General features: G+C 43.6%; 19 protein-coding genes. 5 read left to right on the top strand and 14 right to left on the bottom strand.

Going from position 1 to position 25,948, the window contains the following annotated elements; translation table 11 throughout:
* Window positions 1-14: 14 nt before the first annotated feature.
* The 9 genes from BUA17_RS22640 to BUA17_RS30675 all read right to left on the bottom strand — a co-directional run bounded on the left by BUA17_RS22640 (window position 15) and on the right by BUA17_RS30675 (window position 10,804).
* Complete coding sequence (locus BUA17_RS22640) at window positions 15-2,582, bottom strand: hypothetical protein (RefSeq protein WP_072735088.1); 2,568 nt, start codon at window positions 2,580-2,582, stop codon at window positions 15-17.
* A gap of 160 nt (window positions 2,583-2,742) precedes the next feature.
* A complete protein-coding gene (locus BUA17_RS22635; RefSeq protein WP_072735087.1) occupies window positions 2,743-5,880 on the bottom strand; it encodes a DUF3427 domain-containing protein in 3,138 nt (1,045 codons plus the stop codon).
* A 181-nt stretch (window positions 5,881-6,061) separates the two neighbouring features.
* Window positions 6,062-6,724 carry a hypothetical protein gene (locus tag BUA17_RS22630; protein ID WP_072735086.1) on the bottom strand — a complete coding sequence of 221 codons (663 nt, stop codon included), beginning with the start codon at window positions 6,722-6,724 and terminating at the stop codon, window positions 6,062-6,064.
* 105 nt (window positions 6,725-6,829) lie between these two features.
* The gene (locus tag BUA17_RS22625; protein WP_072735085.1) at window positions 6,830-7,303 is read right to left on the bottom strand and encodes a hypothetical protein; all 474 of its coding nucleotides are present in this window, start codon (window positions 7,301-7,303) and stop codon (window positions 6,830-6,832) included.
* A gap of 61 nt (window positions 7,304-7,364) precedes the next feature.
* Window positions 7,365-7,832, bottom strand: a complete 468-nt coding sequence (locus BUA17_RS22620) for a SitI3 family protein (RefSeq protein ID WP_072735084.1) — start codon at window positions 7,830-7,832, stop codon at window positions 7,365-7,367.
* An 87-nt stretch (window positions 7,833-7,919) separates the two neighbouring features.
* Entirely contained in the window at window positions 7,920-8,408 is a 489-nt protein-coding gene (locus tag BUA17_RS22615) for a hypothetical protein (RefSeq protein ID WP_072735083.1), read from the bottom strand.
* Between the two features lie 313 nt (window positions 8,409-8,721).
* Window positions 8,722-9,153, bottom strand: coding sequence for a hypothetical protein (locus tag BUA17_RS22610; protein ID WP_072735082.1), 432 nt, complete (start codon window positions 9,151-9,153; stop codon window positions 8,722-8,724).
* Between the two features lie 24 nt (window positions 9,154-9,177).
* Window positions 9,178-9,618, bottom strand: coding sequence for a hypothetical protein (locus BUA17_RS22605; RefSeq protein WP_072735215.1), 441 nt, complete (start codon window positions 9,616-9,618; stop codon window positions 9,178-9,180).
* A 49-nt stretch (window positions 9,619-9,667) separates the two neighbouring features.
* Window positions 9,668-10,804: an EndoU domain-containing protein gene (locus BUA17_RS30675; protein ID WP_211754054.1), complete on the bottom strand. Its 1,137-nt coding sequence runs from the start codon at window positions 10,802-10,804 to the stop codon at window positions 9,668-9,670.
* Window positions 10,805-11,029: 225 nt separating this feature from the next.
* Here BUA17_RS30675 and BUA17_RS31905 point away from each other — a divergent pair, with 225 nt between their 5' ends.
* Window positions 11,030-11,164 carry a hypothetical protein gene (locus BUA17_RS31905; protein ID WP_256716861.1) on the top strand — a complete coding sequence of 45 codons (135 nt, stop codon included), beginning with the start codon at window positions 11,030-11,032 and terminating at the stop codon, window positions 11,162-11,164.
* Window positions 11,165-11,223: 59 nt separating this feature from the next.
* Window positions 11,224-11,610, top strand: a complete 387-nt coding sequence (locus BUA17_RS22590) for a VOC family protein (protein WP_072735081.1) — start codon at window positions 11,224-11,226, stop codon at window positions 11,608-11,610.
* Between the two features lie 128 nt (window positions 11,611-11,738).
* On the opposite strand, the gene BUA17_RS22585 is transcribed toward BUA17_RS22590, so the two are convergent.
* Window positions 11,739-12,209, bottom strand: coding sequence for a DUF4362 domain-containing protein (locus BUA17_RS22585; protein ID WP_072735080.1), 471 nt, complete (start codon window positions 12,207-12,209; stop codon window positions 11,739-11,741).
* Window positions 12,210-12,407: 198 nt separating this feature from the next.
* Between BUA17_RS22585 and BUA17_RS22580 the strand changes: the two genes are divergently transcribed.
* Complete coding sequence (locus BUA17_RS22580; RefSeq protein WP_072735079.1) at window positions 12,408-13,970, top strand: stalk domain-containing protein; 1,563 nt, start codon at window positions 12,408-12,410, stop codon at window positions 13,968-13,970.
* Window positions 13,971-14,101: 131 nt separating this feature from the next.
* Here the strand turns inward: BUA17_RS22580 and BUA17_RS22575 are convergent, their stop codons facing one another.
* Window positions 14,102-17,581, bottom strand: coding sequence for a glycoside hydrolase family 2 TIM barrel-domain containing protein (locus BUA17_RS22575; RefSeq protein WP_072735078.1), 3,480 nt, complete (start codon window positions 17,579-17,581; stop codon window positions 14,102-14,104).
* 267 nt (window positions 17,582-17,848) lie between these two features.
* A complete protein-coding gene (locus BUA17_RS22570; RefSeq protein WP_072735077.1) occupies window positions 17,849-19,933 on the bottom strand; it encodes a pectate lyase family protein in 2,085 nt (694 codons plus the stop codon).
* A 386-nt stretch (window positions 19,934-20,319) separates the two neighbouring features.
* Between BUA17_RS22570 and BUA17_RS22565 the strand changes: the two genes are divergently transcribed.
* Both BUA17_RS22565 and BUA17_RS22560 read left to right on the top strand, forming a co-directional pair.
* A complete protein-coding gene (locus BUA17_RS22565; RefSeq protein WP_072735076.1) occupies window positions 20,320-20,898 on the top strand; it encodes a hypothetical protein in 579 nt (192 codons plus the stop codon).
* A gap of 255 nt (window positions 20,899-21,153) precedes the next feature.
* Window positions 21,154-22,923, top strand: coding sequence for an alpha-glycosidase (locus tag BUA17_RS22560; RefSeq protein ID WP_072735075.1), 1,770 nt, complete (start codon window positions 21,154-21,156; stop codon window positions 22,921-22,923).
* A gap of 194 nt (window positions 22,924-23,117) precedes the next feature.
* Here BUA17_RS22560 and BUA17_RS22555 read toward each other — a convergent pair whose 3' ends face one another.
* Window positions 23,118-24,530, bottom strand: a complete 1,413-nt coding sequence (locus BUA17_RS22555; RefSeq protein ID WP_072735074.1) for an ANL family adenylate-forming protein — start codon at window positions 24,528-24,530, stop codon at window positions 23,118-23,120.
* Entirely contained in the window at window positions 24,527-25,948 is a 1,422-nt protein-coding gene (locus BUA17_RS22550) for a cysteine peptidase family C39 domain-containing protein (protein ID WP_072735073.1), read from the bottom strand. The genes BUA17_RS22555 and BUA17_RS22550 overlap by 4 nt, the downstream gene beginning before the upstream one ends.

The following is a 25,948-nucleotide window of genomic DNA, read 5'->3' as shown; positions in this document are numbered from 1 at the left end:
CTCCCTCACAATCCTTAGATATCTAGAATTTCCTCTTTAACTAAATCCGTTGATAAAACATCAATTTCAGCTTGTTCTGGTCTTACTATCTTCTTAAAACTTTTGTTTATATCATTTATCGTTATAAGACAATTATCAGAAGTAAATAGTTTAAACAGATTTGCTTTAAAAACATTAGGAGAATTACGTATTACTTCAAAGTTTTCTAAATACAGTTTATATATGTGTACAAAAGTTTCTGAATCTAAAAAGATAGGTCTTGTATCATAGTCATCTCCAAGCATTTTATAAAAATGCTCTTGCATCGTATTAAAGTTATTTGCGTCAAATCTATTCGAAATAAAAATATGAGATGATAACTGATTCTTTCTACTAAAACGATTAACAAACATATTTCTATTTAAATCTACAACATAATCTAGAGCTTTTCTTTGCTCATCCTTCCCTAAATCGTAGCCCTTCTCTTTTTTAGTTAGTTTACAATCGTAGGAGAAAACATAACTTTCAACATCAGTATTATTACCATTCTTTTTCGTCCAGGACATTGCAAAAATCCCTTCCGGAACCGCCTTTCCACTCATCTCTTTTCCCCATTTTTCACAGTTTGAGAACATATCTTTAAGGATAGCAAATACATCATCTTCAAACTCTTTATCCTTATACTTTTTGTCGATATCAACTGTTCCTGCTGTCTTCACAATAGATTCAAGGGCTTTATTTGCAGCATCAGATAGAAAAGTCTTTGTTCTACGATCTAACGAGATATGAATTTCATTAACTAAAAAAGAGAACTCATGTTCCTGTTTTATATATATATTACCAAATGTTACTGGATAAATGCAATTAGTATTATAATTTTCGATATTTTTTTCTTGTTCCCCTATAAAAATAATCATAGTAGGAGTAAGCATTTTTTCGATTCTACGAATGACCCGACTAGGTACACTATTTTCTGCAACAATCACTTGGAGCTTCTTATCACTCGTTTGATTAGAAAGGTTTATAAACTTATATTTTTCGTCATAAAGACTGAGTTCACTATCTTGAAGTACACTCCAATCAGTTAAAGATTTCAAAGTCCTCTTTATATAACTGTAGACCTCTTTCTTATTGACATAATAGTTCTCTAACATTTTTTCTCTCAAGGCAGTGCCACAATCATCAGGACATTCTGTTGGGATACTGCTCGATTGTTCAAAAACCTCTTTATACCCACAAGTCCCACATGAAATCTCTCTTATGTTGACTGAATTTAAAATGTTTTCTTCTATGAGCAGCCTGTATAACTGTTTTGTTTCATCGGTATAAAAATCATCTGTACTAATCTTACTCATGATTAAATCAACTTTATCTACTTTCCCATCGTCAAACTTCTCATTAGAGATTATCGTATTAAGTGGAAAGCCAAATCTATTCTTAAATTCTGAATCAATTGACAATTTTGTATGCTTAGCAATTCCGCTATCATCCATTAGAAAAATGATATTTCCATCATCTTTCATTACGGTTCTAATCGTTCTATTAACATCACCATACGTTAGATGCAGAGAAGAAATGTCTTTCAAGCTCTCCATCTCAATTATTCCTTTTTCATAAGCATGCTGTACAGAAGGCCATATTTCGATATTTTTTAAACCTAACGTCAAATTCGGAGAATTTTTTAATTGACTCCCTCTAAAACTTATTTTATGAATCTTTATGATAGAATCTGCATCAGAAACAGAAGTACCGTGAATTATTGCTTCCTTAATCTTCTCAGGGCTATACTCAGTGAATATCTCACTGGAAACTAATGTAAGTTTACAATTAAAAGCATCTGACACAAACTCTTTTATTGCTTCCTTTTCCAACCTAGTACTTGATTTAACCTGAATAGTCCCATCTGAAATATTAATTGTAAACAGAACTGGTGCCACTTCTTTGTTCCGAATAGCTTCCTCAAAATCTGGTCTTGGTGCATCATTTATTTGCCTATACAGAACTACTAACAAATTTTCATTTCGTAGCGTTGCGTAAGAATGTACCTTGTAATTATTTTTCCGACCAGTTTTCTTATACAGTGAATCAACTAATTTATCATTCCCCTCTCTAGGTACCTTGAGAGCTTGCTCCATTGTTATCTTTTCACTCATTGTAAATTGTTCATCTGATCCTTTGTTGTCCCATAAATGCCATGCTAAAACTTCAATAAGATTAGTCTGACTCTCATTAAAAAGATGAATAACTTGAGAAATTGTATGAATGAATTTAGTTTCTGACTTATGAAACCTATCATCATAAAAGTTTCTTAATGTTTTCTTTTTTCTCAACTGAAAATCTCGGCATAATAATATTTGCAACTTCTGTTCTTTAGTAAGAGATTTAAAAGAATCTTGAATTTCACCCTTTCCATTTAATTCTTTATCTATTTTGAAAAGCGTACCAAGCTCAATTAAAGCCTCTAAACTTAACGTGCTCAGAATCACTAATAATTCGTTATCTAATCTAGCATCAGTCAGCTCATTAAAAGCATCAAATTTGACTCCAATCTCACGCCAAAATTTTGAATCTGTCTTATCTATATACTCCCTATTTAACGTCATAAGGTCACTCCTTCTAAAATAAGTAGTTCAAATTGATTATTTTACATTATAAAAATAGGCTTATAGAAGCATTATCCAATAAAAAACCACTTAATTCCACAATTAAATACATAATTAAACAAAAAAACCTGCTTTACATAGTAGGTCCAATGATTTCAATCTAAACAATACACTTATTCGCCACCGCCACCATCTTCGCAGGCACCTCTTCCCGCAGTCGCCATACAAAGCTCATCGGTTTGTTCCCCTCATGACTCACATAATCCGCTTCGCCTAAGAAGACAAATGGAGATGTATAGCCCTGCTCTTCCTTATACTCCCGCACGAATAGCGCGATCCGATTGCCTGTCTCTCGATGATGAATATAACGCTGCGAGGTAGCCGTATGCTCTGACACCCGGCTCTGTGTCTGCCAGTGGAATAAACGCTCGTTGATCGTATAGTCCTCATAAAGCGTAGATGGAGAGAAATCTTTGTCCGATTTGTTCAGTGTAATGAAGAAAATATCCGTCTGCTCATTGGCAAAATACTTCACGCCTTCACGGAAGGCGGGTGATTGCTCAGCATTCCAGTAACCAAAGGCGGCAAGCACTTGGTCGATCGAGTACATACAGTGGATATCCAGTGGACAAGTGTACGGGAACGAATTACTTTTATCCACAAATCGCAGATGAGCCAGATTATATTTGAAAATATCCACAAGTTCTTCTCGAAAAGCCTCACAAGACAGCACGCGCTGCACACCCTCTTCAATGCTGCTCAGTCCTAGTTTCTCGGGCGCAGCCCGGTGGAAGGTGTAATAGAACATGATCAACATGCGCCGTTCATCGGCGGTGGTTGCTTCTTTGCCTTTTTCAATAAAGTCGATCAGGAACGTCAGCCAGCTTCGGGAGTTGATCGTCAGCACAGATGGCAGTCTGCGGATATACTCATCCTGCTCACTCTCGATTGGCTCTGTCAGTCCAGCTTCGGCTAACATACCGCGGAAATACCTTCTCCCCGTACGTCCACCATAGAATTCATAGAGTGTCATCCCGTGATGCTCTACAAAATGAGCCAAGGTCAGCGGCAGTCCGGTGTCTTGCTGGAACGTTTGCAGCTTCTGGATCAACGCTCTGCGATTACGACTCATCTGCTTGAGGTTGCGCATGACGTATTCCTTCGCTTGTTTTTCCAATTGAATGAACGTGCCGCGAGGTAGATTTGAAAAGCCGTTCTCGACGTAGTGCGAGATAGAATGTTTGGTAGCGCCGATCAGGGCTCGGAATTTATCCTGGAACCTGTATTCCTGATGAGCTTGTCCGATGAAGTCGAGCACGGTCAGACACTCTTTGCCCTCCGCCATCCGTAGTCCACGTCCCAACTGTTGCAGGAACACGGTCAGACTCTCGGTAGGACGCAGGAACAGGATGGTGTTCACCTCAGGGATATCCACGCCCTCATTATACAGATCCACGACAAAGATCATGCGCAGTTCCCCGTTTACCAGTTGTCCTTTCGCAGCATGACGTTCTTGTTCGCTCGCCCCGCCATGCAGGGCCATGGATGGAATGCCGGCTTCGTTAAATATTTTTGCCATATACATCGCATGATCCACCCCTACGCAGAACCCAAGCCCCTTCACATCGTCCAGATCGGTTACATATTTGTTCAGACTTTGGATGATTTGGTTGGCACGGATTTTGTTATGAGTGTAGAGCTTCTCCAGTTCGTTCAGATCGTAGCCTTTACGAGACCACTTCACCTGAGATAGATCGACAGTATCGGTGACGCCAAAATATTGAAACGGGCTCAGCAACTTCCGGTCAATCGCTTCGGTCAGACGGATCTCAGCAGCAATGGTGTGATCGAAGTAGGCGGTAATGTCTTTGCCATCCATCCGTTCAGGCGTGGCAGTAAGTCCTAGCAAAATCTTAGGTTCGTAGTGGGACAACAGCTTCTGGTACGAAGGCGCAGCGGCGTGATGGAATTCATCCACAATGATGTACTCGTAATAATCTGGGCTGGTGATCTCCGTCAGCTTCATAGCGTTAAGGCTCTGAATGCTAACAAACAGGTGATCCAGCGCCTCCGCTCGGTGATTCCCGACATGCAGCTCACCAAAGTTCATATCCTTCAGGATATACCGGAAAGTGTCCCGACTTTGCTTCAAGATTTCTTCCCGATGAGCGACAAAAAGCAGCTTTGCTCCCGCATGGCTTGCCCTGAAGCGCTTGTAGTCAAAGGCAGAGATGACCGTTTTGCCAACGCCTGTGGCGGCGACGATCAGATTGCGGTTTCGTCCGTACAGCGTACGCTCAGCGTGAAGCTGTTCCAGCACTTCCTTTTGATAATCGTAAGGCTGAATGTCGAGGTGAAAGTGGTTGGACTGATCTTTTTTACGATTCAGAGCCGCCTTCAACTGTGCCTCATGCACTTCATCCTCAGCTACATATCGCGTAAATTCACGGTCATTCCAGTAACTCTCAAAGGTCGCTTCAATCTTGCGCAGCACGTCGAGTGAGTCCTTCTCCGTCACCTTGAGGTTCCACTCCATCCCACTGGTCAGCGCCGGGTTGGATAGGTTAGAGGAGCCGACATAAGCTGTGGTGAATCCAGTATCACGGTGGAAAATGTACGTTTTGGCGTGCAGCCGAGTCACTTTGGTATCATACGAAATCTGGATCTCTGTGTTAGGTAATTTGCTGAGTTCAGTAATGGCCTTGAGGTCGGTTGCTTCCATATAAGTGGTCGTGATGATCCGCAGTTTCCCGCCGCCTGCTGTAAATTGCTGAAGCTGTTCCAGAAGCAGGCGAAGCCCGCTGAATTTGATAAATGACACCAACCAGTCGATCCGATCGGCGGTCACGATCTCCTTTTGCAGCTCCAGTAACATACTCGGTTCGGACTTCGCGCCTGTGAATAATGAACTTTGGGAGATTGGCGTATCAGGACGAACGATTTTGCTATCCCGGACCGCTCGAATGCTGTTCAGCTTGGAATACACATGGGTCAGTACTTCCCCCTGCTCATCCAGTTGCAATTCATTGCACTCTTCTTCCCCAAGGGTGCCTTTCAGGGTAGCAATAATCTCATTACACGTTCGGATCTGTGCCAACACTGCTGTCTTATCTTCTGTCTGTTCCCGTACAATCTTGAGCGCTCGCCGGGTCACGGCCGCCAAATATGTAGACAGCAGCTTACGTGCTTCCTCTGCATCCAGCTTCTCGGTCCCAATGTTATACACATCCGGGTCCAGCGCCGAAATCTCCTGTCTGGTAATTGTGTTGATAAGCTGTTCATATATACCTTGTTTCATGAATGTACCTCGTGAGAGTTAGGATGGTTGTGGATATGTAAGTGATATCATTAGATGCTTGTTATTAGTAAATATGGTCTCTACTCTATTATCGTCCAGCATGGGAGAAAATTCATTAGTTGTTTGTATATAAAAAAGAGCACTCTCTATTGCCTATGAACGGCAGGAGCACTCTTGTTCATCATTTATACCTTGGATTCAAAGCATCTCTCCAAACGTCATCATCCACGAAATCAAGCTTTTTTTCACGGAAATAAGCTTGGGTCTCTTGCTCCAGATCATTCAAGATTTGGGGCCAATCCTTCTCGTTAGTTTCCTTGGATTCAAAATCCCCAACAATGTTTAGCCATCGCTGATTTAACTGCTGATACTCCTCGATCCTGGTTTTAAGTTCAAGTGTTACAGGATAACTGGTTATGTCCAGTCTCTCGAACGTCATTCGCATGCGGTAAAGTGTAGGTGGCATTACATCATCTTGACCTAGATCGTTTGTAAATATAGCTGCGGGTTTTACCAGCCAGTTAGCTTCTTCACTGAAACTTAGATTCATCAAGTTATACTTATCTATAATCTGCGTCATATTTGTAAAGTTGTAATAGAGCTGGCTGGCTTGTTCTCCATCCTCAACCATCTCGTTTGTTATTTTCTCATTCTTAAGTATGCGGTCAAACAAAATATCATTATTTATAATTGCACTTTTCATATCAACCATATCTTGTCGTACATTCATCGTTAGATACTGTTCATACATTCTTTTTTCTTTATAAAAGCTATAGGTTAGAACAAGTAAAAATACAAAACCAATGCAGCATCCAATCATTACAAATCGTTTCTTTAAAATCATAGCAATTTGTTCTCCTAGGTATTTAATAGTAAGAAGCACCTCTACGTTTGTCTGGTAGAAGTGCTTTTGAGTAGTATCATTATTTCATTTACCTGCTGCTTTTTTTTAACTTGATAACTCCTTTTCAATATAAGGACGGTCAATTAAAAGAAGAAGGCTTGGAGTTAGGTATCTAGTTTGATATTCATCCAACTGATTATTAACCGCCAACAGACCATTCTCCATTCTAAGTAGTTGAGTAGAACCATCTTCTAGGAATAAAAGATTTCCACTAGTATTTCCTATAAGGTTTCCTATGATTTTAAATAAATGCTCAAGTCCTTCATAAAATGTATTATCAAATAACTGAACCCTAATGCACACATTAACATCTAAGTTGTAATGATTTCTAACAAAAGCTATGTCAGAAATATCTTCAATTTCAAGAGTCAAAGAGAAAAAATTAGATCCAATTACTATTTCTTCATCGTTACTATTAAATGAAACTGATCCGTTAACAAATTCAATGGTATATCTTTCTAACAGCTTCCCTAAAGAATTAAGATCTAAATTAGATCGTAGAAATAATTCGTAATCCATGTACTGATCCTCCTCTATTCGATGAGTAGAATCCTGTTGAATTGATCTCACTAAAAATCTTCTACATATCTTTATATTCTCTGGTTTCAATAAACCTTCTGTACTCTACTCGATCCCAAAAACTGTCTTCGTTATTAATTCTTAGAATCCCATCAATTCTATAAACACATTCATTATCATTAAGAAGAAACAAAAGGTTACTTTCCGTCGAATCGATTATTTCAAAGACAAGTACAAGAATGCGGATAATTTCCTCTATACTATCCCAGTCATTATCTATTCGGAAATTTAAACTCTGATTATATTTAAAATCATTGGCAAGAAACTCTGAATCGTAACCAAATGGACTAGCTGAAGTATCAATTAAAGCAATTGAAAATCCAACTTTATTTACTGTTTCCTCAATTTTTAATCCTTTGTCTAATTGTATTACTTCATCACAAATAATATTGATCTTAGTTAATTTCTCAATCAGAGTTTCTTTTGTCAACACAACTTCTTCACATTTCAAGGAGCAGTCAGTTGCCATTTAATCTCCTCCTACTCTTACATACAAACCTCTACTATAATTTGGTAGGAGTACTGTTTGTATGAATACAATTACATTAAATATGATCTACAGATTATTAATATCAATCGGATCTTTCTCCACAAATTTTTCATACCAATTGTTTAGTGGGAAATGTGAGACTTGTATAATTTCTAGAGAGAGTGGTTTGATGGTAAAAGAGCCGCCCCTTTCAAAAAGTTTAATTAACGGTTCATAAATGTCTAGATATTGACTAATGCCCGTGTTATTCTCTGCGTACTTCGCCAACTGTAAATAGTATTCAAATATTCTTTTCACATATGAGTTTTGATTCAAATAAGCAACAGCCTCTGAACTACAATAAGCTGAAATATCTAATTCCTCTTCTTGATCTCCTAACAGTTTCGCCACATTTGTAAATGCAGGTGGCATAGGCTTCAGCTGCTCCGCTTTAAAAAACTGAGCCATTCTTCTGAGAAATTCATAGCCGAGGTTAGTATCCTCCTCAGAGATAACAGTACCTACTGAGCCCCAATTTATACTATTTAGTTTGGATACTGCATTTTCCAATAACATTCTGTTTCACCTCAACATTTAGTAATCAATCTCATAATCGTAGTACTTGCTAGTATCCTTACTAAGCCCAAAACCTGAAAAGGGTGGCGCCCTCTCTATTGCATCTGAACGGCAGGGCTACCAAATTTCTCCATATGTATATTTCTGTAGGAACTGTAATTGGACTTAATATCCACAGACATTAACTGTAAGCTCCATACAAAGTATCATCCAGAAAACACCATCCATTATTAAATTCCATAAAAATGCACCTCTACTTTTTGTCTGGTAGAAGTGCCTGTAAGCATTATCAATTAATGGACATGTTGGTTTTTTACATGTTCTTGCGATCAATATAGCACCAATTATTATTGTAGGATGCCTTTATCTTTTTCATATTTTTCAAATTGTAAAACCAATCTTTCTCAATCCATACTCTTGCATCGGGGAATTCGCTCAGAAAAGCAAAAAGGAATTTAAATAATAAATCCTCATTATCATCAAAATCATCAGATACTACTGCTTTAAAATATTCATTTTGCGTATCATCCCAGTCATAAGTAACGGTTTGAAATTCATAAGGTTCATCATATACACTAAAGCTAAGCGTCCTTGAGTAATTCTCCTTGAATGGCGTGTCACTTATATATAGTCGAGTATATTTTAATGCACCTTCGCTATTGTAAGTTTCTTCATCCTTATCAAAGAAAAGTTTCTCTTTTCTACATATGTTCCGAGCAGCACTCGATAAAAGATAAGTCGGCATGATCAGGGATGAGCTTTATATCAGCTATTGTATAGATTCATTTTCTATACTCTCAACTTCTAACATCTTTTGTTCAACCCATTTCATAACCATTTCTGCCTCCTTTAAAGCAATCACTCCCTTTTTACTTTTAAATTTGTAAGTTTCGTAAGCCCATAGTAATATTATTTTTACGAATTCAACTGTCTCTAACTTACAAATCGGTTCAATTTCATCTTCTTCCTCATCATAAAATGGATCTTCAATTATTGTGTAATCTTTATGTGATATGACGCTGGATGCATTTCCTCCATGTCTATATTCGGGGATTCCTCCCCTTAATAAATCAAAATAATTCTCAATATCTTTTCTCAAATCTTCAAATCTCCAAGGTATATCAGATCCTAAAGGATCACTTATCATAGTGGCGAACTCAAGTGATTTTTCCTCGTCAAAATCCATTACAACCATATTAAATTCATCCATGTATTTCAATTTATAATTATATTTTATCTTCACTAATGTACCCTCCAATTCAGTATATTGGGTATGCTGAGATTATCTTATCATTTCTCAAAATAAGCTCTATTTCCATACCTGTGCTTGTTTTCCCTATATATTTATTGTTTTTTATATTTACTTTACTATTAAAAGCTTCATTTACTGAATCAATTACCTGTTGTGGTGTCCATTCCTTTGGAAAAAATGTGGATTTGGGTCCTTTTGGTACTCCATTAATTTCAACATTGGCTTGATAGACACCAAACTCATTAGGTGTATCAACTTTCCCAACAATTTTGCCGTTACTATTTGGCATCCCTTCATAATGAAAACCATTGGCATTCCCATTTTTGAGTATTTCACCACCAAAAATATGGCTTAATCCGTTTTCTTTAGTTCCTGTTTTAAAGTTTTCTGTATTTTGTAGACTCCCGAGCCACCTCTCTTTATCTACAACAGGTTTACCATCTTGTCCAGGCCCTTCTTTACCCTTATCCGATTCTTTCTTACCTCCCCCTAATCCCCCGCCCATATCCTCTTTCGAACGAAGTGCCCTGCCAACAAAGGCGTAGGCCAATACCTGACCCATCACAGAACCACTATAATATCCTGCCCCACTCTCATCCATCTGTTTCTTCTGCTCATCTACAAACTGCTCAATGTCAGACCTGGCTGTTCCTGTGCCCCAAGCGGCATCCCATGCGAATCCGATTCCTCGTCCAACATCGACCACTCTGCCCAAAGTCAGCCCATAGGCCACACTAGCGACCGTGCCGAATGGATCATAAAAGAGCGCCTCCGCCGTCTGTCCCATTCCGGTTACTGTTTCTCCCACCGACTTGTCCAGCAGTCCAACACCGAAATTTCGTTTCAGTTCTTCAGGTATATATAGAGCAACCTCACCCGAACCATCGGCTGTTCTGAAATTCTTAGCTATAAATATAAATTCATTTTGAATTTTATCCAATAGCCCAATTGTGGCTGGGAAAACTTCTTTCACCTGCATAAAATCCCAGAAGAACCGCTCTCCTGTGACACCAGACCATTCGGACTGCAACAGGTAAATTGATTTTTCAAGTTCCCGTACCATTCGCTCCAGTTCCAGCTTCTTTTGCTGAACTAATCGGGCTTTTTCCTCTAATACATCGGGATGTACCTGAATACGCTGCATTCTATCTTCACCGCCAACCTGACCGTAGTATATGTACCTAAATTTTAACAAGTTAGAAGGAGGATTGGAATCAAACGGAGGATTCATTTTCACATAGTCTAACTGGAAGTTGGTAAAGATCCTTAGGCAGATATATTGCGCATTCGTGCATGTTCGATCAATTGGTTAATATATAGGTTATATACCCATTGTGCTAGAATATATTTTTCCGAAAGGAGCTATAAATTGAACAAAAAGAGTATCATCGTCGCCGTGATCATCGGTCTAATCTTGCTCGCTCTCCCCTTCATATTCTACTTTTCCACTAAAATATCCGAAGGCTCGGCGTTGCCTAAACCGATTACCCACACCAATCTCTAAGGTATAATACTAATATCGTCTCACAGGAGCTAATAATCCATTTTAAAGGAGGCTTATCCATGAAAATAGAACGACTTGATCATCTCGTGTTAACCGTGGAAAATCTGGAAGCAACGATTGCATTTTATACGAATGTATTAGGCATGCAAGCGGTCGAATTCGGCCAGGGCCGAAAAGCATTACAATTTGGACAGCAAAAAATCAATTTGCATGAACGGGGCAAAGAGTTTGAACCCAAAGCTCATATCCCCACACCGGGTTCAGCAGATCTTTGTTTTCTGGTCAGCACACCGCTGGAGGAAGTCATTGCGCATTTAACACGACAGAACACGAAGATCGAAGAAGGACCAGTCAAGAGAACAGGTGCACTGGGGCCAATCTGTTCGGTGTATATACGTGATCCTGACGGTAATCTAATCGAACTATCCAATGCTTTGTATGCATAAACCATCAGCTCTCACTCTCCATATGGCAGCAAAAAGATCCTGAAAAGCCTCGGCTTCGCAGGATTTTTTTTGATTTACAACATGAATAATTACATAACTCAATTATTTACGGTTAGATACCGCTCTCATCACTTGGGAATAGAAAAGGTACTGCCTGCCTTCTCACAACCGGTTAACACGTTAAAAACACGTCCTTGCTCACTCTTCATCGTACCGATCCCTTCGCAGGTATTGGTCGTGATCCCCTGTTTGGAGCCATAGGCATCCCTTGAGTTATCATAAGTCGATTGAATGGCTGAGCCATCGTAAATCAATTCATGGATAATAGCCCCACCCTCAATGGTATACATCGTCACACGAACCTGATCCTGCTGTTTGTTCTTCACATTCTTCACAAATGTGTTCCACTTATCCTGATTCCGCATGCCTTCGAGAAGCACAACGACATCCCCACTTTGCTCCGCTTGCTCAGGGTTATGTGGCTCAATAATTTCCGGAAATGAATTCAAAACCACTGGAGAATCCACTGTCGGATCATTTGCCTCACAGGATGTTAACATCATTAACGCTAACAAAAGCGTGAGCAGTACTCTTTTCATCCAATCACCTCATGAATTAAGACGCTAAAATCTCGTACATGTTACCTATGTGCTGTTAGAAATAACTTAAACACACTCAGTAGGGATCTTCAATATAAAGGAATTTTTATCATTTGTATGTAACTTCACCCCACCATAAAGTGTTTATATAGCAATGCATCATTTACGTCCATCTCATCTGAAAAAGAGGCGATACCCATGCGTTCGGTTAACCCATCCGATGACATAGCAAAAGATAAACGACGCCCCACTTCACGTTTGAATCATAGACCCAATAGTAAAAGTAAATCGTCCCGACGATTCGCCATTGCAGTGGCTGCCGCATTAGTTGCATCAAGCTTGTTGATGGAGCTGACAGCTGAGCCAACTACTCATGCAGCCCCTAACGTACATCATTCCGCCAGTAACACTTCTGTTCAATCGAATGCAGTAAATACAGAGAAGAAACTCCACTATACCGCTGTAGAGGGAGCTTATTATTACACAGTCGCCTTGAGAAGTGATGGTTCGGTCTGGACCTGGGGCCGCAATCTGTTGGGAGAGCTGGGTGTGAGCGAGAACATTCGATATCGTCATACATTTAGTCCCATCCGCGTACCGGAACTATCTAATGTAATAGCTATTTCAGCCGCCGGTGGTGGAATCAACGCAGCAGTTCAGGCAGATGGAACGGTCTGGGAGTGGGGTGCTGGCAAACTACCAAGCAAAGTCGAAAGCATCAACTCTGCGAAGGATGTAGTGACTGGTTCTTTCACTGTCGCCCTTCTCCAGAACGGGACAGTCTGGTCATGGCAGCGCCCTAACGCTCAAGGAATCAATTCAGATGATCTCGTACGTAAACCGCATGCAATTAGCGGACTGAAAGATGTCATCCAGGTTGGTTCCGCAGGTCTGCACGGTTATGCTCTGAAGAAAGATGGCTCCGTATGGACGTGGAACGAGCCAGACGAATCCGGGAAAGTCCTGTCCAAACCTACCAAGATAAAAGGTCTGACCAACATATCTTCGATCACAAGAACAGATACGTCCCTGCTTGCACTGGATAAGAACGGGAAAGTCTGGGGTGTGGACGAGACAGGGAAAGCATTTGCCTTTCATTACGACTTCAAGGTGAAGAAGATGGATGGAAATACGCAATATATGTTATTACTCACGACATCCGGTGAGGTGTACAGCTACGGAAGAAGCGTGAACGGCAAAGAAGGAAAAGTAAACCATTTATCTGGTATTACCGATATTTCAGCAGGATATTACCACAGTCTTGCCCTATCCTCGGATGGAACCGTCTGGGGCTGGGGAAGTGATAAATACGAGGAAGCGGGTGCACCTGCAACGTCATCTGGAGGAATGGTCTACAAACCCGTTCAAGCCAAAATTGGCACAGATGTATATCTGAACGGCGAGCTGTTCCAGTCGATGTATGCCGCTGTTGAAACGCCTAAGACCATGCAAATTCCAATAAAATCAATCGCCACAGCACTCGGAGCAAAGTTTGAGATTCTTAAGGGAGAAGGTAGCCTGGACTACTATACGTTGAAATATGACAATCGGACAATCACAATCCGACCTAACGAGACACAGTATGTTATAACTTCCGCAGATGCGTCTGAGGAGCAAGTCATGCAGCTACCTGAACCCATAAATAACTACTCGGGAGCAACTACAGTGCCTTTTGAGGTATTGCGTGGTTTGGGATTGAACGTGTCCTGGGATTCAGAGAAAGCTATGCTGACCATTGACGATGCTGATAAGAAAGATTAAGGAAGCTAAACGAATCGCATAGCATACAAAAAAATCCCCTTCAGGTAAACGTCTTGTTCGTAATAAATACCGTTTACTTGAAGAGGATTGATATAAATCATCTCTATCCCTGAACTACTATATCTGGCGTCCTACTTCTCGAACCGGAACCAGCCAAAGTCAAACTGACTGCCAGGCAAGAAAATAAAGGTTACCTTCTGCACACCTTTAACCTGCTCAAGCTCAAACACTCGCTCCTCATATCCATCGGACTGTGTGAATTCGACCAGATGATTACTCTGTCCGTCCTCACCTGCAAAGCGGATATGAATCGTGTTTTTATCAATCGGTGAACGTCCATAGATCACAAGCTTGGACGTGCCTTCTGCCGTGAAGTCCATATTTTCAAACTCCAGCGACACATTGTTCCCGATCCCCTCAACATGATTACCCTCGATCTTGAACGTATCCCCGTAAAGATGATCGCATGATGCAGCCGTATTCTGTTCAAATGCGCGGCTTTGGCGCTCGAATGAGAAACCTTTGATATGAATCTTCTGCTTCAGTACAAAACAGATCGACGTAATTCCGCTTAGCCGCTTGGACAGTTGATACGTCTCTTCCTGATACACATTCCATCTGGATTCTTTGTCATATACCACATCTGCCAGCAGTGTGCTTCCCTCTTCATCCGGCATACCTTCCCAAATCTGAATGAAGTACTCTTCACTGGACAACGCAAAGATTGGAATCGTAATGGTATCGGAGCCGTACGGCCCGAAGTCGATATTGCGAAAGCCCACATGTGTCTCCCCGTCCCGGCTTGTCGCTACCCCACGTTCATTACCGTTACCTACATCCCCTTTGGTGTAATCGTACAGTCCGCCTGTAATAAAGCCGTATGGATCTTTGTAAGCCGTACCCAGACCCGTTGCTTTGAACTCCAGTTGGGAGATCAGTTTCGTTTTATCTGTACCATTACTACTCGTCGCACGAAGACGGAATTCTCCATCGCCCAGAGCGGATACGTTGACTTCCAGACCGTTGGCTTCGACCTTGGCAATGTTGGATTCGATACCCGCATCGTTCACAACTGCCCACTCAATATCCCGGTAGGATGTGTTCTCCGGATACAGCTTGGCGCACACCGTCATCTGCTGTTTCGATGGATCGAATAGCTGTCCATCTTCGCTGATAATCTCGATTTTCCGCAAAGGAATCTCCTGCGCGCAGCCCGTCAACACCGGACGTTCCGTATTACTCATAAGTACGGTTTGCTCCTGTCCTGCTGCGGCACCGGAATCACCTAAGGTACGATCTCCTGCGCCTGCAACAGCTCGCGATTCGAACTCGGCAGCTGCACTTTCCAATCCTTCCGAAGTCACCTCAATCCGCACGGTTCCCGATTCGTTCGTTGCTCCGATGATTGCCATCAGCTTGCCGCTGAACAGTCTTCTGCTGAGACCTTTGTATGGATCATAGTCCGTGCTATCTCCATTATCCAGACCCAATAGACGACCTGCACCTGTCACTTGGACCTGCACACGGTTGTTTGCATTTTGCACGGGATTGCCCGCTTCATCTTCCACTTGGATTTCCACGAAAATAAGATCCGTACCGTCCGCTTGCAGCTGCTCCCGATCGGCTTGCAGACGAATCTTCTTCGCATCTGTATAGGATCTTTGCACATCCGTTGCAATAACGTTGCCGTGTTCATCATAAGCGATGGCTTTGAGCTCGCCTTCTTCATATGGCACTTTCCACCAGCCTGCCAACTGGGTTCCCTTTGCATGGTCGATATCATACGTGCCGATTGTCTTGCCATTCAGCTGCAATTCAATCTTCGGCGCATTACTGCACACGCGTACATCGATCAGCTGACCAGGGCTGAAATCCCAGTAAGGGAACAGGTGAACCATTGGACTTTTCTTGTAATCCGTCCAGGCTGCTTGGTAGATATAGTAGGAATCTTTCGGGAACGTTGCTGTATCCAGCTGTCCAAAATATGAATTCTTTGTATGATACGGTGTTGGTTCTCCAATATAATCGAATCCGGTCCACAGGAACTGCCCCAAGGAATACGGCGTATCTCGTTCTGCCAAAATGCAATATTCTGCCGACTTCGCGCCCCAACTTGTCGTACTGTTCCCAAGTGCCGAACACTGCTCATCATCATCTGCCAGTATGGATTGCTCAAACGGGAAGTGATAGATCCCACGGCTCTGCACTACAGACGACGTTTCACTACCATAGATAATCCAGTCCGGATGTTCTTCGTGATGTTTGTCGTAGTATTTCTCCGCGTAGTTATAACCTGCGAGCTTCACGATGTCTGCACATTTTTGTGCGTTTTCCCATGGCATGTAGTTCGAACCAATCGTCACGCCTGCATTCCCTTTTGGATCAAATTCCAATACATAATCCATCAGCATGCGGGTTACTTCCTGCCCCCGCTCATCCGCATGAGTGTCGTAAATCTCGTTACCGATACTCCACATAATCAGACTTGCATGGTTACGGTCACGCTTCACCCAGCTCTTCACATCAGTATGTGCCCATTCCGGGAAAAATCTCGCATAGTCGAAAGGGGTCTTGGCTCTCTCCCACATATCGAACGCTTCCGAAACGATCAGCATACCCATCTCATCCGCAAGTTCCATGAACTCTTTGGCAGGCATGTTATGAGCGGTCCGGATAGCGTTAACGCCCATTTCCTTCAACAGCACAAATCTTCTGCGCAGCGCAGTTAGATTAAAAGCAGCCCCCAGCGCCCCAAGATCATGGTGTTCACACACGCCGTTCAGCTTCATCTTGACCCCATTCAGGTGGAATCCTTCGTTTGCATCCAACTTGATATCCCTGAAACCAATCTGCTGTGTGACGGTCTCGATCGTCTCATAGCCCTGCTCACCTGTAGCTACTTGTAGTTCCGTTACCAGATCATACAGATTCGGTTCATCCGGGCTCCATAACTTCGGAAGATCGACCGTCAGCTGTCGGCTGTTGGATTGTATCTCTCCATATCCGGTGTCTTTACCCGCTGTAGTTATAACGTCCTCTTTGCTGGATACGATCTGATTACCCTGATACCAAATCGTGTGCACAAGTTGTGCGTTCTGATTGAGACTCAGCTCCGTATCCACCTCAACCTGCCAGCCTTCTGGCTGCTGCTGAATCGATACATAGGTACCGTCTGTGACGATATGATTCCGATCTCTCGTTTTGAGCCACACATTGCGGTAAATTCCGGCCCCGGAATACCATCTGCTGTTGGGACTCTGATGCACAACTTTGACTACAATTTCGTTGTCACCCTTCACCAAAGCACTCGTGATCTCATGCTCAAAAGCCGAATAGCCGTACTTCCATTCCCCGACAAGTTGCCCGTTTACATATACGGAAGAATCCATGTACACCCCGTCAAAGCAAAGCAGAAGCTGCTGCTCATCCTTCGTATATGGAAATGTCTTGCGATACCATCCGATGCTGTCCTCATACAGTTCAAGCGTATTATAGATCAGCCAATCATGAGGAAGCTCAACCGGTTCAAACGTTAACCCCACAGGCTCCGTAACATCCAGCTTACTTTTCGCAAATTGCCATCCATCCGTAAAAAGCTTTTTCTGATTCATCTCAGCTCTCACTTTCTGTGTGTATTAATGATTGCGGTTACAAACAAAAATAGAACATTTCCCGAAAACCTTTTCGAAAATACTTGGTGAGACAATAACACTTCACCCAATTATACCATCTGACCGCCTCTGTACATCACTTCTCAGAGAATTTATATCGAAAAAACTACATTCAAAATAAATATGACAATAGAAAAGAACTGCCTCATCCGTAGAAAGATCTACTTCAAGGCAGCCCATGGTCTGCTACTATTTTAATTGGTGAACTTAATTATAACTCGTCGCCAGCCACTGGGCCGGAGTCCAAGACAGTTGTCCTGCCCCGGCGCCGGATGTAGAATTCAGTCTTGCCTGAAGTCTGGCAGGATCTTCTGCCGTGTAGCTGTATGGCAGCGCGGTTAATCCATTCCAAGAGAACGGCTTCAAGGATGCCGGTACTGGTGAAAGTGGACTTTTGGCATCGTCGCTGTTGCCTCTAAAGATGCTTCCATCCAATGAATAGATCGTATCTATCGCTGCAATCTTCCCCGTGTAATTACTTTTCGACTCATCGGCCTGATTATTACGCAGCGGATATTGCACGCCAAGGATGACCGAATTCTCTAACAGCACCGCACCACTTTCCGTAGAAATTGCACCATTGCTGGTAATCCCAAAATGATACCCTTTGGCCGAGATAGCTTTAGACATACTGGACGTGATGTTTTTCTTCAAATCCCAGGTAGAGGCATTGTCCATGACGATATTGTATGCATGCACATTCCCTCCACGCAGGCGTGGCATACGATCCTGGATATCCTTGTAGTAATTGTGGTGCAAGGTGACTTCCAGATCAGCATTGTCACTTGCGAACTCAGTAGCGCCAATTAGATGTCCCTTCTTCTGGCTCGCCGCCACTGCGATGATCTGTTCCATACTCATGCCAACAGCATTGCTTCTCAGATAGGCATACATCGGGTAGGCCGATTTATTGGCTTCCAGCGCATTGATCTGCTGGGTGACCCAGCTATTAGGACCTTGATCGTCCCCTACAAAGGATGACCAGGAAATAGTGACGCCTGTACTGCCCTTTTTCACATCAACAAGTCCATCGTATGCTTTGTGGAATGTGGCATGATCAATCCAGACGTTGCTGCTATTCTCAACGGTAATGTAGTCCCAATCGTTTTTATCATAATTGCCCTTGGTAGCCTCATCCCACTCCCAAAGTTCATCGAATGCCAGGTTGCGAATAATTACGTTGTTGCTCCGTTTGAACGTGAACGCTGCATGCTTGATTGTTGCTCCATTAGCCGAGAAAATGGTCAGGCCATCGAAGTTATCAATGCTCACTCTGCTAACCCCTGTCTTCATCAGAACAGGATGTGTCAGCGCATTATTATGTGCGCTAAAAGGAGCAGCCTGAGCTGCCGCAGGAAGCTCGTTCCATCCCAGATCCAGATCATTCATGATCTCAATTACTTTGGTTTTGGAGCCTTTCTTCAAGGCCAGAGCCAGATCACTGGCGGTATATACCCGCATATAACGTGAATCAGTATCCGAGATGATACCACCACCGGTCGTATTCGCTGCGGCAAAACCAGTCAAATTATACGCAGCCCATTCTGTTGTCTGATCTGGCTCCGTAGGTTCAGTTCCAGGATCGGTCGGTGGTGTTTCTGTTGACGGATCGCTTGGTGTACCCGTGGATGGTTCCGTTGTTGAATCTGTCGGTGGTGTGACTGGTGTTGGATCTCCGATATTCCAGATATTCACATTATCGTACATGACAAGAGACTTCAAGGTCACCAACCCTGCACTCCCTTTGGTCATGTCGGTATCTGTAGCAGACAGCTCCAATACACCATTCACGTACATGTTAATGGATGAACCGTTCATTTCAAGTTTGACGTTATACCATGTATCCACAGCCAGCTTATAATCGGATTTTGTGGCGAGCGTTGTGGTAGAACCATTCACTTTTTTCCGAATTTCAAGTTTCCCGCCACTGCTGTTGTACAAGGACGCTGCATAATAATTGTTGGCATCCGCATATCGGCCTGCTACATACGTGCGAGTCGATCCGTTGAAATCGACGACTTTCACATCCGCTGCAATGGCATAGTTACTCCACTCCGCATCTCCCGCCGAACTTCTGCCCTCGCTCTTGCCCGATTGATAATATACTGCGTTTCCCTGATCCTGAACGACAGACCAACTGCCACTCGTGGACGTCCATTGGGCATCCCCATTCTCAAAGGAATCCTGCGTCCATCCACCCGCTTGAACGGGATGAATTAGCCCAAGCGAGAGCACAAGACTTATGCTTAACGCCAGGATTATCATTTTGGTAAATCGTTTGTTTCTACTCATGAATTATTCCTCCAATATGTATGAATCAACTCCAATGCTATTTATCGGGCGTACCGTTATAAACGGAAATAGGTTTAAAGTATTAATAAATAAACCCAAAATTCATTATGATTTTTCATATATATCCTTTCTGAAAATATTCTGAAAGAACCAGATGCCTCATTTTTCCCGAACAAATGTACACGTTTAAACATCGAGATATCTCTTTATACCTACTTAATCACCCCCGTCATTACAGCTTTCTATGATGGTGTACCAATATGAAAATGCATGAAACAATATAAAACAACCAATTTACTGTCAATCGATTCCTGTAATTTCTTGTCGCGCTATGTTAGATTATCCATTGGAATAATATCACATATATAGATAGGGGAAATTAGAACGTGAAGAAATCATGGGCACTATCCATCATTATGAGTTTTGTTTTGCTTGGCGGGGTATTTGCACCTGCAGGGTCCTATGCCGCTGCTGCGGATGACTCAACTACTACATATTCGGAAGACGCATACTCCGAAGTTGACACAACAGAAGAAGAGCCGGAACTTACAGCCGACGAAGCAGATTTCTTGAACTACATGGATCAACTGGATAGCGCATCCGTATATGAGGAGAAAGCTTTCGATGCTTTGGGCGGGGGATTTTACATTACATCTTCCAATCGCAAGTCCGTTTTCCTGAAATTGACCAACACAGCGATTCCTAACTACACCAAATATGTATCCAAGCTGAAGCTGATCAAGCCACAAAATGCGGAACTGCAAAAAATCCACGCCAACTTGATCAAAGGTAGCTATACACAGCTGGAAGGATTCCAACTCGCTAAAAAAGCGGTCTCCAAAACAACGGTAAACAGCGCTGTCCTGAAACAAGCCAACGCCAAAATTGATACCGGCAAGAAAAATATCGAGAAGTTCCAAAAAGAATTGTCTGCCTATGCCAATAAACTCGGGTATGAGTTTTAAAAAATAGTACCTAAATCTAAACGGTGAATTCAAGTCACCTTTACCTCATATATGAAGCGAAAAGCACCCTGCGTTTCGAATTCGATATATTGAGATTCCAGGAAAAAAAAGTGTTTTCTTTTTCCAATTTAGTTCGTATAATAGCACTATAATCAAAAGGCTATGCTGCCGAAAGGTACAACCTCGTGAACATTGGGGTTGTGCCTTTTTTGCGTTTATAGCCATATGATCCATCCCAGATAAGGAGTGAATGCTATGTTACTTGAAGCTATTTATCATCGTCCCAAAATGAATTGGTCCTACGTATATGACCGTTCCACCATGCACCTGAGGCTCCGTTCCAAGCGGGGCGACCTGGATGCTGTTATCGCCATCATCGGGGATAAATATGCATGGGATCGTACGGTTCTCCACCTTCCGATGCGAATCTTTGCCCGTGATGCCCTGTTCGATTATTGGGAAGTGGAAGCGCAACCACCTTACCGTAGATTACGCTACGGCTTCCAACTGATCGAGGGAGAAGAATCGGTCTGGATGACGGAACGGGGATTCGAACAGGCTCTGCCTGATCATCCGTTGGAATTTTTCGATTTTCCATTTATGAATCCGGTGGATTTCTTCGAGGCACCTGCTTGGGTTAAGGATGCTGTATTCTATCAGATCTTCCCTGAACGTTTTGCCAATGGTGATCCGTCGATCAGTCCAAAGAATGCTGAACCCTGGGGCGGTGAACCGACGCCTGTCAATTTTTTCGGAGGTGACTTGCAAGGTGTTCTGGACCACCTCGATCATCTGAGCGCACTTGGCATTAACGCCATTTATTTCTGCCCGGTGTTCCAGGCTACAACCAACCATAAGTACAATACCGCAGACTACCTGAGGGTCGATCCGCACTTTGGCACCAATGAGAAATTGAAGGAACTTGTGGATGCATGCCATGCACGTGGGATACGGGTAGTTCTGGACGCGGTGTTTAACCACTCAGGCAGAGAGTTCCTTCCATTCGCAGATGTGCTTGAAAAAGGGGCTGCTTCCCGTTATGCAGATTGGTTCCATGTCAGAGAATGGCCGGCACGTATCGAGGATGGTATTCCCACATATGATACCTTTGCCTTCGAACCCCTTATGCCTAAACTGAACACGGAGCATCCCGAGGTTAAGGAATATTTGCTGGAGGTGGCCCGCTACTGGATTCAGGATATGGGTATCGACGGTTGGAGGCTGGATGTTGCCAATGAGGTAGACCATCAATTCTGGCGTGAATTCCGGCAAACGGTCAAATCACTTAACCCGGATGCCTATCTACTAGGCGAAATCTGGCATGATTCCATCATGTGGCTGCAGGGGGATCAGTTTGATGCAGTCATGAACTACCCTTTCACGAATTCAGTCATGGATTACGCTGTGCTTGGCAAGCTGGACGGCCTCGGATTTGCCAACGAGGTTGGCAAACTGCTTGCTGCGTATTCACAGCCTGTAACCGAAGCAGCTTTCAACCTGCTCGGCAGTCATGACACACCAAGACTGCTCACCCTATGTGAAGGGGATGTACGCAAGATGAAGCTAGCTGTCATTCTGCTGCTTACGTACCCAGGTGCTCCTTGTATTTACTATGGTGACGAGGTAGGGCTGGATGGTGGCTATGATCCAGGTTGTCGCAAATGTATGGAGTGGGACGAACAGAAGCAGAACAAGGATCTGCTCGATTTCTTCACCCAAGCCATTGCCCTGCGTAAACAACACGCTGCATTGCGCAGTGCGGACATCACCATGATTTACGCGGAAGCAGGAGACCCGTGCATTGCCATTGGACGCAAGGATCAGGAGACCGGGGAACAATTTGTACTCGTCCTGAATGCAAGTGAAGAACCACGCAGTATGGAGTTGCCACTACACCAAGGAACTTGGCGTAATGTATTCTCAGCCACAACTCGGGAAACTCAGCAGAACAAGCTGAAGCTGGACTTGGAAGCGTACGGTTTCTCCCTGTTGCAGTTGGATGTCAAATCACACGTTAAGGCATAACAATTACATTAATGAACAGCCCTTCTCGATGCTATCCCAGATCATTCGCAAGAATACTGTGTATGTTTATCTCTCAAAGTGAAAAAAGGGGAACCATCGGTGCGTCATGCATCCGAAGGTTCCCCTCTCCTATTACAACTCATGATGTCCCCTGCTGCATTGGCATTCATGAGTCACTTTATTCATTCGTTCAATCAGTATTGTGTCCCTTCCATATCCTCCTCCAGGCTAGCCGCAACCTCATCCCGAACGGAGGAGATAGGACCGGGAATTCTTATTTTCTTCATTCTTGAACTTGTTAATGTCTCCTGAGTAATCACAATCTTTTGCGGGATTTTGTACTGGGGTAGCTTGTCTCGGCAAAAATCCCAGATTTGTCTGCGTAGTTCCGTAAGAGTCTGTTCACCTGTAAGTCTGACCGTGGCCTTTACCATCTGTCCCATGATCCCACTTGACTCGCCACTCACGACTGCTGTTTCAATGAATTCCATTTGTTCCAGAATACTCTCCACTTCCGCAGGATAAACCTTACGTCCGCCTACATTAATGATCTCGGAGCGGCGACCCAAAATGCGAATGTAGCCATCCTCCATCTCCGCTTCATCCCCGGTCTGGAGCCAACCATCTTCCGTGAACGGAGACGGAGCGTTCAGATACCCAATCATGGCCGTTTTTGTTTGGATCTCAAGCAACCCGTCCACAATCCGATAACGGACTTCTCCGTCACGAACCGTAAATAGCAATGAACCGGAATTTTTGGAGCGTGTCGGCAGAATGCCAAGCTCCGACATACCATAAGCCTGCACCGTACGTACATTCGGAAACTGTCTATTCCATGCGGTAAGCAGCGCCTCTGGCATAACCTCTGAACCATAGGAGACCACTTCGAGACTGGATAGATCGAACTCCTGATAGACTCCACTAAGGAGCAGCAAATTCATGAACGTTGGTGAGACTGGCAAGGCCTGAACACGGTACTTTTCAATGGTTTTGCATACTTCCAGGGGGGAGCGATCCGGTATGACGCATAAACAGCCGCCGCTGGACAGGGATTGCAGCATCGTGTTTAAGCCGCCAATGTGGTCAAACATCATAAACGGAATGGTAAAGAGCGGCCGGACTTGCCGCCTGAACCCGTGCAACAGACGATCCGCGCTGTGAACAGCAGCTTTGCTTTGCCCTGTCGATCCGGATGAGAAGATTACCAGACCTGCGTTCTTTTCCTGACTCAGCCTATCCAAAATCGGGGACCGAGAGCCTTGCACGGAGCAACGTCTGGCTATAGCTTCCCCTTCCCCAACACTCATGCGCCATTCTGCCTGAGCGAGCGCTGTATACTCATTCCTTTTAGCCTCGACCAAGTGTCGATCCATCGGAACCACAATACAATTCCGCTCCAGTAGAGCGATCAATGCCGCTGCCGCATAAGGAGAATAATCCTCTTCAAGCGCAACGGTTGTCCCTTCAATCCCTTCTCTGGAAATCCACTGGCTAAAGGTGTGAACCTGATCCAATAACCAGTTATAACTATACTGCTCGTCCTTCCATATCAACGCAGGACGATGGTCATACGCGGCGAACCGTTCCAGAAGAAAAGTGATATTCATCCCTCATCATCCTTTGGGCAAGGTTTCAATTGCGCCTCCAGATATTCAACCAGTGATTCCACCGTTCGATAAGGACTTTCTGGCATGGAAGCTGCCGCCATTTCCGCGAGGGTTATCCCTACACCGAACGTATCTTCAACACTTTGCTCGACAACGGCAAGTAAAGTTACAAGTTCAAGGGAGTCCAGTCTTCCCCGACTTCCATATAGGGGCGCCTGCAAGCCATGCTCTAGAGGAATGGGCGCGTTATGGTACCGATTAAGCTCATCGCAGCTGTCCAGCACAATCCGCTCAATGACTTCCCGATGTGAAGGCGTAGGCGCGGGATTTCCCACAGTCGATGGGATCTGTCTGAAGCGATCAGCATGCTGATGTGTCGTCATTAGCGCTTCGTACCAGCGTAATTCGTCCGCCGCCAATTGTTCGATAATATCTGTTAACTGCTCCCGCCATTCAGGGCTTCGTTTCATTCTGGCGATCTGCAGCAGCTTATGCGCCTGTTCCCATCGGGCAATCATTGCACCGAATTCTGCAACATATTGATCATGAGGAGAATCGAGCCATTGGGCGGCCTCTTCCAGCAAATCGCGGAAAAAGTAGCGGCTCCAGCGCATGTCGAACAGGAACGCGGAGATAGCTTTCTCCTGTTCCCGATCCACCTCGGCATCCGGGTGCAATCTTTGTAACAATTGTGATGTGACAGCCTGTCCAAAATAATAGCTTCGATTGCCCTCCCAGATCGTTCTGCCCGCGATGAATTCATGGGCCTGTGTCGCCAGCGCAGAGCGCAGCATGTTCCGATAGCCTGCGGAGTCGAGTGTTTCCACTGCACGGATCTCCATCGTGCCATATGTTCGTAATGTTTCTTTGCGCCGGGCTATTTCGAGCTCGGAGATATTTTTGTTTCCTTTCCAGAACTCTTGGAAATCAGGTGATGACACAGCTCCCATGTATTTGGAGGGAACGGGGTCATAGACATAGAACTGCTCCTCATCCATTCCGTACACAGCCAGCCAATGATCGACCAGATGCAGGCGTGAGTCTTGTTTAACGAGTTTATGAATATACTCGGGATTTCGATAATCATCCCCATAAGGCAAGCAGTAACTTGTGCCTGTAACGACCAAAGGCCCCTCATTTTCAAGCCGTTCCCGAATATATGCCTTTCCTTGTTCGAAGCTGTCAAACTCCCGTTCTCCAAACACTTCCCACATCGGCTCCTCATAATCCAGCTTATGAAAGTAAGGCTTAATTAGGCCACGATCTGAACAGGAAGTCAGACTATATAAGCGGCTGGAAGCTAACAGACCGAGACTGCTTATCGAGCCCTGACGCTGAAGGATTTCGTGAATCAAAGGAAAATTACAGGGATAATAATACGGAATATCCATCGTTGGTTGGAACGGTTGACTAATCAT

This window comes from Paenibacillus sp. ov031, assembly GCF_900143165.1.
In the GTDB taxonomy this organism is placed as follows: Bacteria; Bacillota; Bacilli; order Paenibacillales; family Paenibacillaceae; genus Paenibacillus; species Paenibacillus marchantiae.
The sequence above is the reverse complement of the archived record's forward strand: the minus strand, read 5'-3'. Positions and strand labels throughout refer to the sequence as shown.

What these genes read in the sequence shown, in the direction of transcription:
- BUA17_RS22615 (WP_072735083.1), bottom strand. Translation starts at nt 8,408, where the DNA reads ATGTTATTGGAAAATGCAGTATCCAAACTAAATAGTATAAATTGGGGC.
- BUA17_RS22575 (WP_072735078.1), bottom strand. Translation starts at nt 17,581, where the DNA reads ATGAATCAGAAAAAGCTTTTTACGGATGGATGGCAATTTGCGAAAAGT.
- BUA17_RS30675 (WP_211754054.1), bottom strand. Translation starts at nt 10,804, where the DNA reads ATGCAGCGTATTCAGGTACATCCCGATGTATTAGAGGAAAAAGCCCGA.
- BUA17_RS22620 (WP_072735084.1), bottom strand. Translation starts at nt 7,832, where the DNA reads ATGGCAACTGACTGCTCCTTGAAATGTGAAGAAGTTGTGTTGACAAAA.
- BUA17_RS22605 (WP_072735215.1), bottom strand. Translation starts at nt 9,618, where the DNA reads ATGGATGAATTTAATATGGTTGTAATGGATTTTGACGAGGAAAAATCA.
- BUA17_RS22580 (WP_072735079.1), top strand. Translation starts at nt 12,408, where the DNA reads ATGCGTTCGGTTAACCCATCCGATGACATAGCAAAAGATAAACGACGC.
- BUA17_RS22635 (WP_072735087.1), bottom strand. Translation starts at nt 5,880, where the DNA reads ATGAAACAAGGTATATATGAACAGCTTATCAACACAATTACCAGACAG.
- BUA17_RS22625 (WP_072735085.1), bottom strand. Translation starts at nt 7,303, where the DNA reads ATGGATTACGAATTATTTCTACGATCTAATTTAGATCTTAATTCTTTA.
- BUA17_RS22555 (WP_072735074.1), bottom strand. Translation starts at nt 24,530, where the DNA reads ATGAATATCACTTTTCTTCTGGAACGGTTCGCCGCGTATGACCATCGT.
- BUA17_RS22590 (WP_072735081.1), top strand. Translation starts at nt 11,224, where the DNA reads ATGAAAATAGAACGACTTGATCATCTCGTGTTAACCGTGGAAAATCTG.
- BUA17_RS22630 (WP_072735086.1), bottom strand. Translation starts at nt 6,724, where the DNA reads ATGATTTTAAAGAAACGATTTGTAATGATTGGATGCTGCATTGGTTTT.
- BUA17_RS22550 (WP_072735073.1), bottom strand. Translation starts at nt 25,948, where the DNA reads ATGATTAGTCAACCGTTCCAACCAACGATGGATATTCCGTATTATTAT.
- BUA17_RS22640 (WP_072735088.1), bottom strand. Translation starts at nt 2,582, where the DNA reads ATGACGTTAAATAGGGAGTATATAGATAAGACAGATTCAAAATTTTGG.
- BUA17_RS22560 (WP_072735075.1), top strand. Translation starts at nt 21,154, where the DNA reads ATGTTACTTGAAGCTATTTATCATCGTCCCAAAATGAATTGGTCCTAC.
- BUA17_RS22570 (WP_072735077.1), bottom strand. Translation starts at nt 19,933, where the DNA reads ATGAGTAGAAACAAACGATTTACCAAAATGATAATCCTGGCGTTAAGC.
- BUA17_RS22585 (WP_072735080.1), bottom strand. Translation starts at nt 12,209, where the DNA reads ATGAAAAGAGTACTGCTCACGCTTTTGTTAGCGTTAATGATGTTAACA.
- BUA17_RS22610 (WP_072735082.1), bottom strand. Translation starts at nt 9,153, where the DNA reads ATGCCGACTTATCTTTTATCGAGTGCTGCTCGGAACATATGTAGAAAA.